This is a genomic window from Actinomyces sp. 594, assembly GCF_019325145.1.
Classification (GTDB): domain Bacteria; phylum Actinomycetota; class Actinomycetes; order Actinomycetales; family Actinomycetaceae; genus Actinomyces.
On the sequence record NZ_PIZC01000009.1, the window covers coordinates 57,577 to 74,805 of the forward strand.

At 65.3% G+C, this 17,229-nt stretch carries 9 protein-coding genes; 2 read left to right on the plus strand and 7 right to left on the minus strand.

Translation table 11 applies throughout. From position 1 onward, the window contains the following. Positions 1-80 precede the first annotated feature (80 nt). Positions 81-2,240 (minus strand): DUF262 domain-containing protein, encoded by a 2,160-nt coding sequence (locus tag GZ998_RS00820; RefSeq protein ID WP_219108387.1) that lies wholly within the window; start codon positions 2,238-2,240, stop codon positions 81-83. A 1,277-nt stretch (positions 2,241-3,517) separates the two neighbouring features. Here GZ998_RS00820 and GZ998_RS00825 point away from each other — a divergent pair. Then, positions 3,518-6,760, plus strand: coding sequence for a helicase-related protein (locus GZ998_RS00825; RefSeq protein ID WP_219108389.1), 3,243 nt, complete (start codon positions 3,518-3,520; stop codon positions 6,758-6,760). Next, complete coding sequence (locus GZ998_RS00830; RefSeq protein WP_219108391.1) at positions 6,760-11,565, plus strand: class I SAM-dependent DNA methyltransferase; 4,806 nt, start codon at positions 6,760-6,762, stop codon at positions 11,563-11,565. Before GZ998_RS00825 ends, GZ998_RS00830 begins: the two co-directional genes overlap by 1 nt. A 165-nt stretch (positions 11,566-11,730) precedes the next feature. On the opposite strand, the gene GZ998_RS00835 is transcribed toward GZ998_RS00830, so the two are convergent. The 6 genes from GZ998_RS00835 to GZ998_RS00860 form a co-directional block, all read right to left on the minus strand. After that, on the minus strand, positions 11,731-12,183 hold the full coding sequence (locus tag GZ998_RS00835; protein WP_219108440.1) for a transposase: 453 nt from the start codon (positions 12,181-12,183) through the stop codon (positions 11,731-11,733). 21 nt (positions 12,184-12,204) lie between these two features. Continuing rightward, entirely contained in the window at positions 12,205-12,678 is a 474-nt protein-coding gene (locus GZ998_RS00840; RefSeq protein WP_219108393.1) for a hypothetical protein, read from the minus strand. Positions 12,679-12,746: 68 nt separating this feature from the next. Beyond that, positions 12,747-14,450, minus strand: coding sequence for a UvrD-helicase domain-containing protein (locus GZ998_RS00845; RefSeq protein ID WP_219108394.1), 1,704 nt, complete (start codon positions 14,448-14,450; stop codon positions 12,747-12,749). Then, complete coding sequence (locus GZ998_RS00850; RefSeq protein WP_219108396.1) at positions 14,450-16,312, minus strand: ATP-dependent endonuclease; 1,863 nt, start codon at positions 16,310-16,312, stop codon at positions 14,450-14,452. Before GZ998_RS00850 ends, GZ998_RS00845 begins: the two co-directional genes overlap by 1 nt. 462 nt (positions 16,313-16,774) lie before the next feature. Then, positions 16,775-16,906 carry a type II toxin-antitoxin system RelE/ParE family toxin gene (locus tag GZ998_RS00855; RefSeq protein ID WP_219108445.1) on the minus strand — a complete coding sequence of 44 codons (132 nt, stop codon included), beginning with the start codon at positions 16,904-16,906 and terminating at the stop codon, positions 16,775-16,777. Positions 16,907-16,975: 69 nt separating this feature from the next. Next, positions 16,976-17,227, minus strand: a complete 252-nt coding sequence (locus GZ998_RS00860) for a hypothetical protein (protein WP_219108399.1) — start codon at positions 17,225-17,227, stop codon at positions 16,976-16,978. Positions 17,228-17,229: the final 2 nt, after the last annotated feature.

Consider the following 17,229-nt stretch of genomic DNA (forward strand, 5'->3'; position numbering starts at 1 on the left):
GCATGCGCCCACCTAGCGGAGGCAGACGCCGCCCCCGCAGTGACTGCGGGAGGGGCTTCCAGCCATCGGGCCCCGCGGCCTCAGGCCTCTGAGCTGAGCAGCCGGGCCCGCAGATCATCCAGGGTGGGGCCGTCGAGGCTCCCCAGGCGCCAGAAGGTCCAGCCGTTCGTGCTGGTACCGCGCACTCGGTACGCGGACGCCGACGGATAGGCGTATGTCTCACTATCAAGCACCATTCTTCCGGCAGTATCCATCACTGCGCGGATCGCCCGCCCGTCATTGCCGACGCCTACCACCTCGTCCCCGACCGTCAGCAGGCCCGCATCCAGCAGGACCTTCATAGTCGCGTTGTTGATGCCGAGTTTGCGCCGCGGGGCGCGGTGGACGTGCCCGTCGGGAGCCGGCCAGATGGCGATGATCTCCTCGGTCAGCGCCGCGGTGCGCTCACGAATGTCATCATCGGTCCATGCGCCCGGATTGTCGCGTAGCAAGTCGCGGGTGGTCAGCAGACCCGTCGTGGCGTCCAGTGCTGTGCGCTTTGCCTCCCAGGAGCCGTTGGAAAGGGAGGAATTCAGGCCCTGGGTGGTGAGCGTCAAGTTGCCGAGGGTGTGGATCAGGTGGTCGCGTTCGGCGGCGGCCTCGTCGGCGCCGCCATCCCAGTGCAGGCGCCACTGCTGTGGCATGAGGTGCTCGATGGTGCAGCTGCCGCGGACGATGGGGGCCTCTGCGCGACGGCGGCCGTCGGGGTATCCGCGGCGGCGGTCCTCAATGGCTTCGAGGACCATGCGCACTCGGGCCTGCGCCAGGGTCCGGTAAATGCGTTCAGTGGCCAGCGCTGCGCGAACTTCCTCATCGTCGGGCCAGTAGGAGACGGAGGCGGTCTGGGACGCGAGCAGCCACTCGACCCGCTCGCCCATGCGTTCAGGCTCGGCACTCGCTTCCCGCAGGAGTTGCTCGACGACGAACCGGTTGAGCCCCGTGGAGGTCTCCTTGACCAGAGCGCGGCGCACGACCCAGCTCTCGACGGCGGCGATCAGCCGACGGCGCTGGGCGCCGGGCACGGTGGGCGCGCCGCCACCGTTGGGGTCCTGCAGCCAGACGATCAGCGGCTTGAGCACGTCCAGGCCGAGCACGTCTGCGCGATAGTTGAACATGGCGATTGGTTCAAGTTCGCCATGCTGGGTGTGGGAGGCGACATCGAGGGTCTCGTAACGCTTTGCCGCAGCGGAGAGGTCCGCGAGTATCCCCATATCGTCGCCACTTGCGAGCGCGAAGCGCTTGAAGGTGGAGAAGGCGGCTCTTGCGGGAGTGACGGCGCGCGTGCGTGCGGCCAGCCACCAGCCGAGGAAGGCGACGGCGCGTGCCTGTTTGACGCGCCCCGCGCTGATCGTCTGTTCCCAGAACGGCGTCTCGAAGCGCTTCCAGTAGTGGTCGTATACGTCCTGGGTTGCGGGCGCGTGCGGGTCGAGGTTCTGGAACAGGAAGTTCTTGACCAGGTCCATCGCTGTCAGCGGCGTGCCGCGGGCGTTGAGGGTCTCGAAGATGGTCTGAGCGTCGTCCTCGGCGCCCAGACGGATGACGACCAGGCGCAGTCCGCGGGTGACGACGCCGAGCAGGACCGCAGCGCGATTCGCCAGCGCGTCGGAATCCTGCGGATTGATCTCGCCGATTCCGGTGAGCCAGTCATCAATGACACGTCGGAAATAGGCGTCGGCCTGCGCAAAGCATGTATTGCGGATATCCGTCGGGATATCTCTCGGGGACTCGGCGCGCATGACGGCGGTGTAGGCCGCGCGGTCGCGGTTGGTGGGCCAGACCTTGAATGCGTCCTCGGGGCGGGCGGAGGTGGCGTCATCGTTTCTGGTCAGGCGGGCAGCCGAGGCCGCGAGCGAGTCCAGGCCGCAAGCGTCCAGTACGCCGGCGAGGGCGTGAAGCAGGAGTTGCAGGGTGGTCAGACGCTGCTGGCCGTCGATGATGGTGGCCGCCCGCATCTCCTGGTAGGAGGTCTGGCGGTCCTGGAGGACGACGGCGCCGAGGAAGTGCGGCTCGACCGGGCGTAGGCCGGGGTGAGCGCCCGGCGAGTGCGGGTCGAGCCAGGCCTCGGCGAGGGCGCGAATGTCCTCCCACAGGGGCGCCCACTGGTCCTCCTCGTTCCACACGTATGGGCGCTGGAAGAGCGGTGCATCCAAGCGCATGGTAAGAGCGAAGAGGTCTTGCGGGATCGCGAGTTCGGTGATCATGTGTGTTCCTGGGCAACCCGGAGGTGGTGGGATGGGGCGATTTTAGGCGGTACTGATTACCGAGGCGCACCTCTTCGCCAGGCCTCGACACGCAGGCTGCCAATATCTGTGGAGAGGGGGCGACGACGTCGGCAACCTGGTCGAGGGCGCCGACGAACAGGACACTCCGCGTTCACCCACACACAACTTGCGCCAACCGTCACCAATTCTTGCGTTTTTGCCAACGCCAACAAGCGTTTTCGTACTCTTCGACGACTGCTGCCGATACGGTTCCGCTTAGTACCACTCCGCTACTCACCAGTGGACTTAGAGAGAAACGAACAGCTCTTGGATGCTGCCACAAGTCAGGACAGCACGCCGCCCCGTACAGCCACAGCGCTTCATCCAGATCTGCACCTGTCAAACTGGAGGCTCCGACCCAGCGGTTGACTTCCGCCACATAGTCTTCCCACGCAGCCGACGCACCCCCGGGCATCTTAGGGGCACTGCGCCGCGGATAGCAGATCTCCGCGAACTGTTCGACCGCATACGGCAACCCTGGATACCTCCTCTTCGCGTTGACGCAGGCGAGGACGCTGCACCATACATGCGCATCGACATGAGATACCAAAGCACCAGTCGACGCCGCCCTTGCTCCATACTCAGCAAGTTGCTGCACAAGTTCGCGACGACTCTCTCGCCGCACCTTAGTCATGCCAATGCTGTTCTTAGAGACTCCCTCGTACGCCGAACGCAGCACTTCGTCTAAACCAATCTGCTCCGCCCATGACGCTCCTCTCCCAACATCAGGCTTGCAAGTGCTCAAGTCTTCAGGAACCTTGCGTCGCGACCGCACGCTGCCGTCACGGATCTTGGACCGGTAGCCTCCATAGACCTTCTCCAGATCAGCCCGAAGCAGTTGTAACTCTTCCTTATCGGAGCAAGTTATCGCACGGGAGACCAGATCGACTTGGTGCCCAGCAGAACGACAAGGACACTTACATGTCAGACCCCCGGCACGCTCGCATGCGGCATTGTGTTCAGGGATCAGGGACTCTCTTCTAGACATCGTGATTCCTCCTACTAACTGCTCCGCCGGATGCCGGCGGCCGTCTGTTGTCTTCCCTCTGACGCCGACACCCTCTCACTTGCCACTGACACAAACACACCCCCACAGGTCGCACGTCCGCTCGCACTGGCACTCCCAGAAGCGCCTACCGCTCCTCCCCGAGGTTGCAGATCATGTCTCCCGCTCGTCGGCCACTCCGAATACCGACGCAGTCTTTAGGATCATCCCCGTGACCACGGCCGTTCCTCCCAGCGCCTTCTCCGCGAGCGCCGCTCGCTTCGGCACCGCTCCCACGAGCCCCTCCCCTTCCCTCTCCTCCCCCACCAGCGCACCGTCCGCCCCCACTCCCCCGCCGTCGCTCGACGTCGCCCCGGGCTCGGTGGTGCGGGTGCGCGACGAGGATTGGCTGGTCACCCAGATCTCCACCAACTCCGACGGCACCCTGGTCACGGTGCAGGGGCTGTCGGAGCTGGTGCAGGACGTCACCGCCCAGTTCTCCGCCGGGATCGACGACATCGAGCCCGTGGACCCGCGCCGCACCCAGGTGGTTGCGGACACCTCCACCCGGCATCGGCTCTCGCGCCTGTGGCTGGAGGCGACGCTGCGCAAGACGGCGCTGCCGGCCGGCTCCACGGAGTTGGCGGTAGTCGGCGACATGCTGGCCGACCCGCTCCCCTACCAGCTCACGGCCGTCCGGCAGGCGCTAGACCCGACCAACCTGCGCCCGCGCATCCTGCTGGCGGACACGGTGGGTCTGGGCAAGACCCTGGAGATCGGCATGATCCTGGCGGAGCTGGTGCGCCGGGGCCGTGGAGACCGGATTCTGATCGTCACGCCCCGGCACGTGCTGGAGCAGATGCAGCATGAGATGTGGTCGCGCTTCGCCCTGCCCTTCGTGCGCCTGGATTCGGTGGGTATTCAGCGGGTGCGGCGCACCATCCCGGCCACCCGCAACCCCTTCTCCGTCTACCACCGGGCGATCATCTCCATCGACACGCTCAAGTCCGACCGCTACCTCAATCACCTGCGCAAGCAGCGCTGGGATGCGGTGGTCATCGACGAGTCCCACAATGTCACTAACAGGGGCACGCTCAATAACCGTCTGGCGGACATCCTGGCCCGCCAGACGGACGCCCTGATCCTGGCCTCGGCCACGCCTCACAATGGGGACCCGAAGTCCTTCGCGGAGCTGATTCGCCTGCTGGAGCCGACGGCGGTCCACGCGGACGGCTCGCTGGATCAGGAGGCGGTGCGTCGGCTGGTGATCCGCCGTCACCGCCACTCCGAGGAGGTGCGCGACGTAGTGGGCGACCGCTGGAAGGAGCGGTTGACCCCGGTCAACCGGCTGGTGGCGCCCTCCCCGGCGGAGGATGCGGTGGCCGGGGAGCTGTCCCGCTCCTGGCTGCACCGGCCCGACGGCACCTCCGCCCCGGGCGCCGTCGGCCAGGGCACCGCGGGCAACGGTGGCAACGCCCTGTTCTCCTGGACGTTGGCGAAGGCCTTCCTTTCCTCCCCGGCGGCGCTGATTCAGACGATCGACGAGCGCATGGCACGGCGTCGCGCCCGAGCCGCCAGCGAGGAGGCACTGCTCTCATCCGAGCAGTCCCGGGCCCTGACCCACCTGCGGGAGCTGGCCGAGGCGGCCAACACCACCGAATCGGGCAAGTACCAGGCGCTGCTGAAGGAGCTGCGCCGCATCGGCGTCGGCCCCCGCTCGACGGCGCGGGCGGTGGTCTTCGCCGAGCGCGTGGCCACGTTGAGCTGGCTGGCCGAGAACCTCCGGCGCGACCTGCGTCTGCGCGACGGGGCGGTGCGCGTGATGCACGGCGGCCTGTCGGATGTGGAGCAGCAGGAGATCGTCGAGGAGTTCCGGCAGGCGCACACGCCACTGCGCGTGCTGGTGACCGGCGACGTCGCCTCGGAGGGCGTGAACCTGCACGCCCAGTGCCATGAGCTGATCCACTATGACATTCCCTGGTCGCTGATCCGGATCGAGCAGCGCAACGGCCGCATCGACCGCTACGGGCAGGAGACCAGCCCGCAGATCACCACCCTGCTGCTGGACCCCTCCGACGCCCGCTTCTCCGGTGACGTGCGTGTGCTGACCCGTCTGATGGAGAAGGAGGATCAGGCGCACCGGGCGCTGGGCGATGCCGCCTCCCTGATGGGCTTGTACTCCGGGGAGAAGGAGGAGCAGGCGATCCGCGAAGCCCTCCAGCGGGGCGCCGACATCGAGCAGGTGGTGCCGGACGCGGACGCGGCCCTGGAATTGGACCCGATGGCGGCCCTGTTCGCCTCCCTGACGGGCACCGACCAGGCCCGTTCGGGAGCCGCCGGCGACCCACCCGCCGCCGATGCCCCGCCCGTGCTCCCCGCCCCCGACGACGACGCCGCGCCCGCACCCTCGCCCGCACCGCCTGCCGCACGGCCCGCCGTGGCTGGCGGGACGTCGCCGTCGGCCCGCGCCGCGGCCCCGCTGCCGACCTCCACCCTGTATGACTCCCAGGTGGATTACCTGCGCCAGGCCCTCACTGAGCTGTATGAGCGCCCGGAGGAGGCCGAGCATGGACAGACCGGCGGCGGTGGCGTCTCCTGGCGGGAGCATGAGGACCATGTGGTGGAGCTGGTGCCGCCCGCGGGCCTGCGCGCCCGCCTGGCGGTGCTGCCGCAGTCGTATCTGAAGGACCGGCACGTGCAGGAGCATCTGCTGCTGGCCACCAGCCAGCGCAAGGGCAAGGCGCTGCTGGCGCAGGCGCTGCGGGATTCCTCCGACTCCTCCTGGCCGGAGGCCCACTACCTGGGGCCGCTGCACCCGGTGCTGGACTGGGCGGGCGACCGGGTGCTGGCCCGCTTGGGTCGCTCCTCGGTGTTCGCGGTGCATGGGGAGGTGGAGTCGCCCACGGTGCTGCTGCTGGGCACGCTCACGAACCTGGCGGGCCGCACGATCTCCCTGGTGAGTGTCAGCGCCGCCTTCCCGTTCCTGGACTTGGGCGCCGCCCGCGCGCGGCTGCAAGAGGGTCGGGGTCTGGAGGCGGTTCCGATCGGTCAGGTACACGACTCCCCGGCAGCCATGTTTGCCGCGGCGGGGGTGGAGCGGGAGCTGACCAATGCCGGCGGCACCCCGGATACGGCGCTGCTGGGGGCGCTGATCGCACCGGCGGTCGATACGGCCGAGAAGCAGATGGCGCTGACGGTACAGGCGGCCCGGGAGCAGGCGCACGCCCGGGTGGCGGCCTGGGCGCAGCGGGCGGACTCCTGGGACGACGACGCGGGCCGCCTCATCCAGAACCGGCAGCTGCGGTCTCAACGGCAGACGGTGGCGGCCGAGCAGGAGCTGATGCGCCAGCAGCTTCCGGCGCACACGCTGGTGCGGCCGCTGCTGGTGGTGGTGCCGCATGGTTTCGGCGGTGGTGCAAGTACTGGCCTCGGTGATGGTTTTAGTGGTGGTTTTGGGAAGGAAGGGGACCGCTGATGGCGGCGTCGGATGCGCTCGTGGTGGGCGAGGACTGGATCAGCGAGCACTACTTCACCACCGACGCCACGAAGGAGTCCTTCCTGGCGCGCGTGTTGGAGCGGCGCAAGGAATGGGAGGAGTTGGAGAGGCCCTCCGATGGCGCCGCCCCTGCGGCCACGCCGCGTAGCCGCTTCCGTTCGGCGCGCCCGCACCTGGAGGAGCTGCTGGCGGCCCTGCCCGACGACGCCGCCACGCCCACCGCCGCCGTCCTGCGGGCCGCCGAGGAGCTGGACGCCTCGCTGCGGGAGATTCTGGGGTTCACCGCCGCCGAGTTCCGGCTGGTTGAGCGCGGCCCGGTGACGCTGGTGCGGCCGGTCGGCGATGAGGGCCCGGCGCCGCTGGCGCTGCTGCGGGCCCGCCCCGCGGTCACGGTGGAGGACCTGCTGCTCAAGGACGCGGCCACGCTGGCCGAGCCGTGGGAGCCCGTGGATTTGGAGGACCCGGCCGCCCCCGCCCTGGAGGGCGCCGAGCCGGTGGTGTCGGTGGCGCGGGCACTGTCCACGCTGATGACCGACGAGCACGGCCCGGCCTTCGCCCTGGTGTTGGCGGGCCGGTGGGCGCTGGTGGCGGAGAAGGAGCGGTGGCCGGAGGGCCGCTGGCTGGCGGTGAATGTGCAGCTGGTGGTGGAACGCAATGACGCCAAGCGGGGCGGGGAGGTGGAGCGCGCCCTGACCTGCCTGGATGCCCGCTCCCTGCTGCCTACCCCGGAGGGCGAGACCTGGTGGACGGGCACGCTCGCGGATTCGGCGGCCCACACGGTGGGGGTGTCCAAGGATCTGCGTGAGGGGGTGCGCTCCTCCATTGAGATCATCGCGAACGAGGTGGTGCGGCGTCGGGCCGCCCAGGGCCTGGAACCGCTCGGCCAGGAGCAGGCGCAGCCGCTGGCCTTGCAGTCGCTGCGGTACATCTACCGGATCATTTTCCTACTGTATGCGGAGGCGAGCCCGGAGCTGGGCGTGCTGCCGGTGGGTGCGGCCGAGTACGACGCCGGCTACGGCCTGGAGCGGCTGCGGGAGCTCACGCTGCGGGAGCTGCACGAGGAGACGGCGCAGGCGGGCACGCACATCTATCAGTCCCTGGGGCTGCTGTTCCGCCTGGTGGATTCCGGGCTGAACACGCGGGTGACGCCGGAGCAGGAGGAGGCCTTCGACGGCCTGGTGTTCCAGCCGATGCGGGCGGACCTGTTCCGCCCGGAGGCGACGGCGCTGATTGACGCGGTGGGTCTGGGCAATGCGGCCCTGCTGCAGGTGCTGCGGCACCTGCTGCTGACCAAGGAGAACGGCCGGACGGGCCGGGGCTTCATCTCCTATGTAGAGTTGGGAATTAACCAGTTGGGCGCCGTCTATGAGGGGCTGATGAGTTACACGGGTTCCTTCGCCACCGAGCGCTTGTGGGAGGTGGCGCCGGGCGGGGACGCCTCCAAGGGCTCGTGGGTGGTGCCCGAGGATGTCGTGAACGGCCTGGATCCGGGGGACTTCGTGACGGTGGAGGACGAGGTGACGGGCGAGCGCCGCAACGTCACCTATGAGCCGGGCGAGTTCGTGTTCCGGCTCTCGGGCCGGGATCGGCAACGGTCGGCGTCCTTCTACACCCCGGAGGTGCTGACGCGTTTCACGGTGCAGCAGGCCCTGGCCGAGCTGCTAGATCAGGATGGGCGCACGACGACGGCGGAGGAGGTGCTGCACCTGACGGTGTGCGAGCCGGCGCTGGGTTCGGGCGCCTTCGCGATTGAGGCGGTGCGCCAGTTGGCCGAGCAGTATCTCTCCCGCCGGGAGCGGGAGCTGGAGCGGCGCGTGGACCCGGAGGAGCGTCCACGCGAGCTGGCCAAGGTCAAGGCCTACCTGGCGCTGCATCAGGTCTATGGCGTGGACCTCAATGCCACGGCGGTGGAGTTGGCGGAGATCTCCCTGTGGTTGGACACGATGGTGGAGGGTCTGGCGGCGCCGTGGTTCGGCCTGCGGCTGCGCCGCGGCAATTCACTGGTGGGGGCCAGGCGGGCCCTGTATCCGGTCAGCGCCCTGAATAGCAAGAAGACGTGGTTGACCACCACGCCGGTGGCCGAGCCGCTGCGGCAGGTGGCCGAGGCCATTGATGGTTCGGCGGGTGCCGACGGCGTCGCCCCAGATGGTCTGGCAGGCCCGGTCGGGCCGGGAGATCGGCCAGCGGGCGTGGGCGAGCATGCCGCGCCCGCCTCCGGGCACCGCCTGGGGCAGGCCTTGGATGTGACCGGCCGGGTGCATCACTTCCTGCTGCCCGCCCGCGGCTGGGGCTCGGCCACGGAGGTGCCCAAGCAGGTGCGCGACCTGGTGGACGCCGGACGGTTGAAGGCTCTGAAGGAGTGGCGTAAGGAGATCACCAAGGCACCGAAGGGCAAGTCGAATAAGCAGGTCAAGCGGCTGACGGCGCTGGCCCGACGCGTGGAGGTGCTGTGGGAGCTGACGCTGCGGCGCCTGCGGGTGGCGGAGGCGGAGGCGTCCCGCCGCATCGACCTGTGGGGCCGTGAGCCCCAGGCGGGTGCGGGTTCAGCGGTGACGCGGGAGCAGATCGAGGCTTACCTGGCCAGCCCGGACTCGGCCTACCGGCGCCTGCGGCTGGTGATGGATGCGTGGTGTGCGCTGTGGTACTGGCCGCTGACGACAGACGTTACGCCGCCGAGCCTGGAGGAGTGGCTGGAGACGCTGGAGCACACGCTCGGCTACGCGGGCGACGCCGCCCCCGCCAACGCGGTGCCGCTGGCCGAGGCCACCACCTGGGAGGGCCTAGAGGACACGGAGGCCTGGGACCTTCAGTTCGCCGGTGCGCGGAAGGTGGAGTCGGTGCTTGAGCAGCAGCCGTGGCTGTGCGTGGCCAAGCAGGTCGCGGACGAGCAGGGCTTCTTCCACTGGGAGCTGGACTTCGCCACCGTGTTCGCGCGCGGAGGTTTCGACCTGCAGGTGGGTAACCCGCCGTGGGTGCGGCCCGACGTCAAGTTGGAGACGCTCCTGGCCGATGGCGATCCGTGGTGGGTACTCGCAAACAAGCCCCCGGTTGCGGAGAAGACCGCCCGCATGCCCGCGACGATCAGCCGCCCCGGCATGCTGAATACGGTGGTCGATGGCGCCGCCGAAACAGAAGTCCTGGGCGAGTTCATTAGCGATTCCACCGTGTACCCCGTTATGGAGGGCCGGCCCGACCTGTACCGCGCCTTCATGTGCCAGGTATGGGAGCACCAGAAGCCCAGCGGCACCTCGGGGCTCATCCACATGGAGACCCACTTCACTGACGCCAAGACCCCGAATCTGCGCGCAGCGACGTATCGGCACCTGCGGAGGCACTGGCAGTTCATCAACGAGTTGCGACTGTTCGAAATTCAGAACCAAAAGCGGTTCGGCGTCTCAATATACGCATCCGACCGATCCCCCTCCTTCCTTCATACGAGTGCGCTCTACCACCCCGACACGGTCACCCGTTCCCTCAGGCACGACAGCTCGGGCGAAGAGCCAGGATTCAGAGACCCACACACGGGCGGGTGGGATCTGCGCCCGCATGCCTCCCGCATCCAGCGGGTCGACGAATCCATGCTCCGGACCTGGCAGGCGGTGTCTGAAGCGGACGACTGGTGCTCAACACCCATGGTCTCGACGGTAAACTCGGCGGCCGCGCGTACTCTAGAAACGCTCGCGCGCAACCAACGCATAGGCTCTCTCGGGCTTGAGTTCTCCTCCGGTTGGAACGAGACGACCGACTTTGAGAAGGGACGATTCACCAAGATGTGGGGAACAGCAGCATGGCACGACGCCATACTGCAAGGATCACACCTCTATGTCTCCACTCCGCTGTACAAGCAGCCGAATCGGACCATGGCCAACCAGCGCGACTGGACCTCGACCGACTTCGAGGCTCTTCCCGCGGACGCGCAGCCCGTGACCCAGTACAAGCCCGCTGGCGACCGCGCCGCCTACGATCGCCTCTACACCCACTGGGGCACCACCTCCGCCCGCGACCACTACCGCATCGCCTGGCGAACCATGGCGGCGAATACGGGGGAAAGGACACTAATACCCGCGCTCATTCCCCCAGGACCAGCGCACGTGGATGCAGTCCACACAGTTGCACCTCAAGGACCGCTAGCTAACCTGGTCATAACCCACGCGTCAACCTCTGCACTGCTCGCCGACATGCTAATTCGCAGCGTCCCGAAGAGTACCATCAGGGAAGGAACCCTCGCTGGACTACCCGCACTTCCAATGCAACATCCTTTGCTCAATCTCTTGCTACTACGAACTCTCCGCCTGAACTGCGTTACCGACGCATACGCGGAATTGTGGGCCGAGTGTTGGCATGACGCCTTCTTGGACGACTCGCCGATCTTGGAGCGCTACGACGAGCGCCCGACCGGGCCGGTCTGGACTCCAGACACGCCGTTGCGGCGTGCGGAGGACCGGCGTAACGCGCAGGCGGAGGTCGATGTGATGGTGGCGGTGATGCTTGGGGTCCCGATTGAGGACCTGTGCACGATCTACCGCACCCAGTTCGCGGTGCTCTACGACTACGACCATGGCCGGGGCACGGGCGCCTACGTTTATGACGCCAATGGGCGTCAGGTGCCCACGCCGGTGCGGCAGGCCTGGGACAGGCGCAAGCGCCCCGAGTCTGACGCCGACATGCCCCTGGACGAACGCGCACACACCCACCCCGGCTCCGGCATAACCTACGTCTACGAGCTCCCCTTCCGCACCCGCGACCGCGAATCCGACTTCCGCCGAGTCCACGCAGCCCTCTAGCGAAGCAAGACCCAAACGCGCATCATCCCCCTCTCAACCTTCCAGCAGTGCAGAACTCGAGTAGTCTTCATCCACGCTTCGACTGCCCACCTGAATAAACGGCATAGGCATCTCATCATCATCCCAACCCATACGCACCCTAGATGATTGATTCCAAGGGGGTGGTTAGTGGTCGTAGGGGGTCAGGGTTCGTAGTGTGGGGGCGCCTATGAGTTGGTTGTGCCAGATGGTGGTGGTCAGAGCGAGGATGCGTTGGGCGACGCGCGCGGTGACGCCGCTGGTGGTGCGAGCGCCGTGGCGTTCAGGACCGAGCTGGTCCTTGAGGGTATCGAAGACGGACTCGATGCGCTGGCGCAGGGGGCGCGGGAGTGCGGCTGCGGGGCGTGGGGGCTCGTTGCGGGCCGCGGGGCGCAGCAGGGTCAGTCCGGCGTCTTCCAGGTCGGCCTCGAGCTGTCTGGAGCGGTAGCCCTTGTCCGCCATAAGCGTCTGGTCGCTGGTGGGCGCGAGCCGGGCGAGCATGTCGCGCAGGACCTCACGCTCGTCCTGGGCGGGGTTGGTAAGCGCCCACGCTATTGGTAGCCCGTCGGGGTGGTGATCATGTGCAGTCGTAGGCCCCAGAAGAAGCGGGAGTGGGAGGCGCTAGTCACCGTAGCCGGCCCACCCGGCCAGGTCGGAGCGCTTGGCGGTCTCGCGGGAACGGCCGCACTCCACCGGTGTGGAGTCGACCAGCCACAGGTCGTCGGTGAACGCACTGCAGCGGGATGCCAGCACGCAGGTGAGCCAGCACATGGCACTGGTTAGGGCGCGCAGTCGCTTGTTGTAGCCGGCCTGGCCGGGGATGTGGGGGAACATGCCCCGGCAGTGGCTGCGGGCGTGGCGGATCCAGCGGCGCTCGCCGTCAAAGCCCAGCAGGGGACCCATCACTGCCAGGGTGAGGATCTCGGCGTCAGAGATCTTGGGAGCGATGCCCACCTGGGGTCGGACAGGAAGCACCTCGGGGTGGGCTTTGAGCAAGTCATCGGCGGTGACGCACCCGTGCGGAGGCGAGGGTCTCCAGGTCGGTGTCCACTTCTTCTCAGCCTCCAGCTGGTGGGGAAACGGTTCTTGCAGCACCGATCCTGCGAGGCCCTCGCCCAGCATCCCAGCCCCCACGCCGACACCACCCCCTTGGAATCAATCATCTAGGTCACGAGTGCAGGAGCATCATGAGGCCGAACGATCACCACTCCGTAGCGTGCTCGAGTGATGCCTACTCGTAGCAAACGTCGAGACGCGGAGCGAGGGGCCGCGCTGTCAGCGCCGCTGAAAAACTGACCCGAGTACTTCCCTTCAACGAGTACGACGCCGTCAAACTCTTTACCCTTCGCTTTGTGGATCGTCATGAGCACGCAGCCGCGTGGCTCGCGGCGGTCACCCTGAAGCCTACTTCCCTCGAGCGCGCGACTAACTAAATCGGTGGCGCGCCCGTAAGTTCCATCACGATCCCATGCCTCGGATAGCCGGGTGCCGATCTCATCGGTTGCACCGAAGAGCCGGACAAATTTGACATTCGCCAACACCTCCGACGAGTCCTTGCCAAAGCCGAGCAGATCACGCGCACGTAGCCAGTCACGTGCCGGATCACCCTGCAGCACAAGACCATTGCTGTACGAAACGTTAAAGGCCTTCGCGCTCTTCAACCGCGGCGCCTCACCTCTCCGCACTTGGCCAGCGGCCTTACGGAACTTGTCGCTGGTCTTCCGAGCGGACTTATTCTCGCGCACGGCACTCTTCATGTCGAAGTAGTCAGCGATACGATCGAAGGTGCGACCGAGCGCCTCGCCCTTTGAGTGAGTCGGCCACTCCAGAATCGACGCCACGACCAGAGCAGCAGCCGCGGTGAGGTCAGCATCCCACAGCACGTCGTGCTCCACGGGCGCAATTGTCTGACCGTTGAACGCGTGCTCCTGTCCGAGGGTCGTTGATAGCTTACCGACTAGCGCGTTCGTTCTCGCAAGCACCGCGACCGAAGGATGAGCGATGCCAGCATTGTGAAGTGTGCTGAGCATCCAAGCGACGCGAGCGTGGACAGTATTTTCGAATGCCCCCGGCCAGTACCACGACGTGATCACGTTCTTGCTGTCCGGCAGAGGTAGATTCATAAGCACGGCGTCGGCGTACTGCAGGATGCCTGTGTTACGGCTTCGGTGGTTCTCCCCGCCGAGATCGAACTCAGCAGGCCCGAGGCGTATGCGCAGGTGATTGAGACGCTCTGGATCCACCCTCGGGTCATAGTCGAAGATCCGCTGATCCGGATCCGCCATGAACATTGTCTTCGAGCGCGCGGCAAGCGCCTTAACTAGCGCCCATTGCGCATCGTCGGTATCCTGGAACTCGTCCAAGATTATCACAGGGTACTTATCAGAGAGCAGAGACGCAATCGAGGTACTGCCGGCAACGAGACTGGCAGCAGCACCGGCAAACTGACCAAACACGAAGCGACCTTCCTCACGAGCGAGGCGCGCAACCTCAACGTCCCAGTCGCCGTCGAACGCGGCCTTTGCGATGCTCTCTTCGCCAGGATAGATAATCCGAGGCACGTGTCCAGTGAGTAGGCGACCATGCGCTCGCAGGATGTCCATCGCGAATGCGTGGTACGTGCGCACAGCAATCTGTTGACGTTCGTCCGCGAGCAAAATGCCGTGGCAGCGGATTTCAACCTGGCGAACGGCCGCACGGGAGAAGCTGAGGAAGAGGACCTCCTGGCCTCGCTGCAGGTCAGGTAGCGTCGCCCGTGCTTTAAGGAGAGACAGGGTGGTTTTGCCGGAGCCTGGACCGCCGAGCACCAAGATTGGATAGTCGTGATCCAGGACTGCCTGAGCGGTCTCGGAGAGCTGCACCTCCACTACAATGACTCCTCGGACTCCTCAAAACCGGCGGCTGGTCCAGCTACGTCGTCCAGTACCAGTTCAGGATCGTCCTGGAGATCTTCATTGATAGTGAGAAGCGCATCGCGGATGAAGGCAGGAAGATCACCTTCACTCTGACACTGCGCGATGAGCGCACTGGTGTAACCGAATCCGAATGCATCACCTTTACGTTCCTTCAACACCTTCGCCGCCAGCGAGGCCAATTTATCGTCCTCAACCTCCTTCGCAATATAGCGATATTTCGTCGGATAGTCATCGCGCTGCGCGACTTCGTCAAGGAAGGACCGCAGCACACGCGTCGGAACCTGCTTCACGAGGATCTTCTCAATGCCAGGCTCAGGCGACTCCCAGAACTCATCAAATCGTGCGATGTTCTCTGCCGCGTCCGCCGCATCGGGGGCGTTCAGTTTGTCCCGCATACCATAGACCCGCTTGCCTAGAGCCTTGAAGATCGGGCCATACCGAGGGACTGCGCGGTCACCACTCGCGTTGAAGAGGGTGACACCCGCGAGATCAACATGCGAGTAGTCGTCCCGGAAATGTTCGAGCGCCGACGATACCGCGTGTACAGCGGCCATCTCTGTCTGTCCCTCGAGGACGAAGACGGCACGGCTAAGAATTGCTTCGGCAAACTGCCAGCGCTCTGCACGGTAGGTCTTTGACTTCACCCGTGAGATGTCAATAGGTGCGCCGGAGAACGAATTGCCATTACGAGAGAGAATTACCACATTTTCTGGGGCGAACTGCTCGATGACATAGGGTGAATGGGAAGTAACGATAGACTGCCCCATCTGCTGTATGACATACTTGGTCACTCGCCTCTGGATATGCGGAGGAAGCGCTATCTCCGGCTCCTCCATCACGAAGATGACCGACTGGTCTTCCTTAAGGTCCGCGATAATCGTCAGCAACGCAAAGACCAGCAGGTTGATCGAACCGGTTCCCTGTCTGGAAAACGGCACGGGATAATTGCTCGGCTGCGTCGCAATGAAGAGTCGGATTACCTCGCGTAGATGCTCACGCGTGAGATCCGATGCGAAGAACGCTGTAGAGTTCTCTCCTGGGCTCAGGTTGACGAACCTACCGAGCCGATTGCGGATAGTATTTCGTACATCTTTAAGCTGCTCGATCTCCCCGATCGCTGGGTCAAGGTCTCGTAGCTCGCTAAGTGCGTTCTGCCACATCTCCGCCGTGCCCTCGCCGCCAAGCCGAAGAATGGAATCGAGCAACGAACCTCGTTGCAGACTAAGTGCGCGAGATCCCGTGCGTAGCGCGCGCAGAAAGACAAAACCACAAATACGTTTATGCGCGCGGGTGAATGGCACCAGCCCCGCACCTAGCAGACCGCGCTGATCCTCATCAAGGTGGTCCATATCAGGTAGAGGATGTTCAAAGAACGTGCCACCGACGAAGTCGTCTTCTTCGCGGTCATAGCGTCCCATGAACACAACAGGAAGCGCCCAAACAGTTCCGTCGTTGTCAGCATTACTTAACCCCTCGGGCTTATCGTCGACAAACGAAAGCGAGCTTTCGTCCCAACGTCTTAGATGCCGGCGGAAGTGGCGCCGCTGCTCATCAGATAGTTCGGTAAGCACGACACCAATCTGAATGTCTAGCGGATTTCCGTCATCGTCACGGTACATCCCACGCGAAAAATCATGCTCATCAATTACAGGCCGCCGGTAGAGGCGGTCTGGACCGAGAGCGAGCTCAAGCGCCTCACACACCGTTGACTTACCGATATTGTTTCCTCCGACCAGCAGGGTGTGCCTCTGGAAGAGCACGCTGCCCTCAGAGATACCCCTAAAGTTCTTGATATCAAGCCGTCTTACTCTCACGTCATAACCTTCGAATTGGTAGCATTCACTATTGACGTTACTAATCGCACCTCTCAGCTAAGTTTCAGTTCCACCGCTAAGTCAGCAGCTTTCCGAACTTGCGAACAGCAGCACGGCAGTTCATGCGAGCGCCCGAGTTGGATCTAGTCACCGGTTAGTCCCCTTAAGTGCATTGCTGATAGCAGCACTGCGTTGCGACTCACAGTGCCAGTACGAGCTTAGCGCTTCATGCCTGGTATGTCCTCGGATCGAGGTGACCGAGCCAGGGATCGGCGTCGTCGGCCGCTGACATCTGGATTTTTTTTGGCTCTTCGTCTTGGTGGGCGTGGTGGTTGGCGGTGTGGGCGGCAGTTCCTCGTCCCTGCGGCCGCTGGGTCTACTACGCCGGTCGACCCTTGGGTACATCTCCTTAAATGTCTGCTACGTCGGCGCCAGGCACGAACACGTACGGGTCCTCCTTCGCTACCTGCGCCGGTAGACCTCACGGCGGTGCCCGACGGCGAGGACCAGAACCAGCAGCACACCGTTGTCGATCTCGTAGACGATGCGGTAGTCGCCGCTGCGTACGCGCCACTCACCCCGCCCTCCGACCAGCTTCTTCGCGCCAGAGGGGCGGGTCTACCCCACAGCTCCTAACCAGCGCCGCCCGCAAGCACGCGGAAGTCAGGCAGCGTGGAAGCGCTTGTTCGCTCCTTGGCGGGTCATGCCAAGCACATCGCCGATCGCCTGCCACGACTGCCCAGATTCGCGTGCCGCCATCACGGCCTCATCGAGTGCGCGCTCGGCGGCGCGCACACGTATCTGCGCGACGGCAATCCTTGCAAGGGCTGGGTCATCGACCGTCACTACAGGATCAGGCCCCTCTCCCCCGTTGGCGTTCTCGACCTCATCGACCATCTCTTCAACAGTCCTCATGA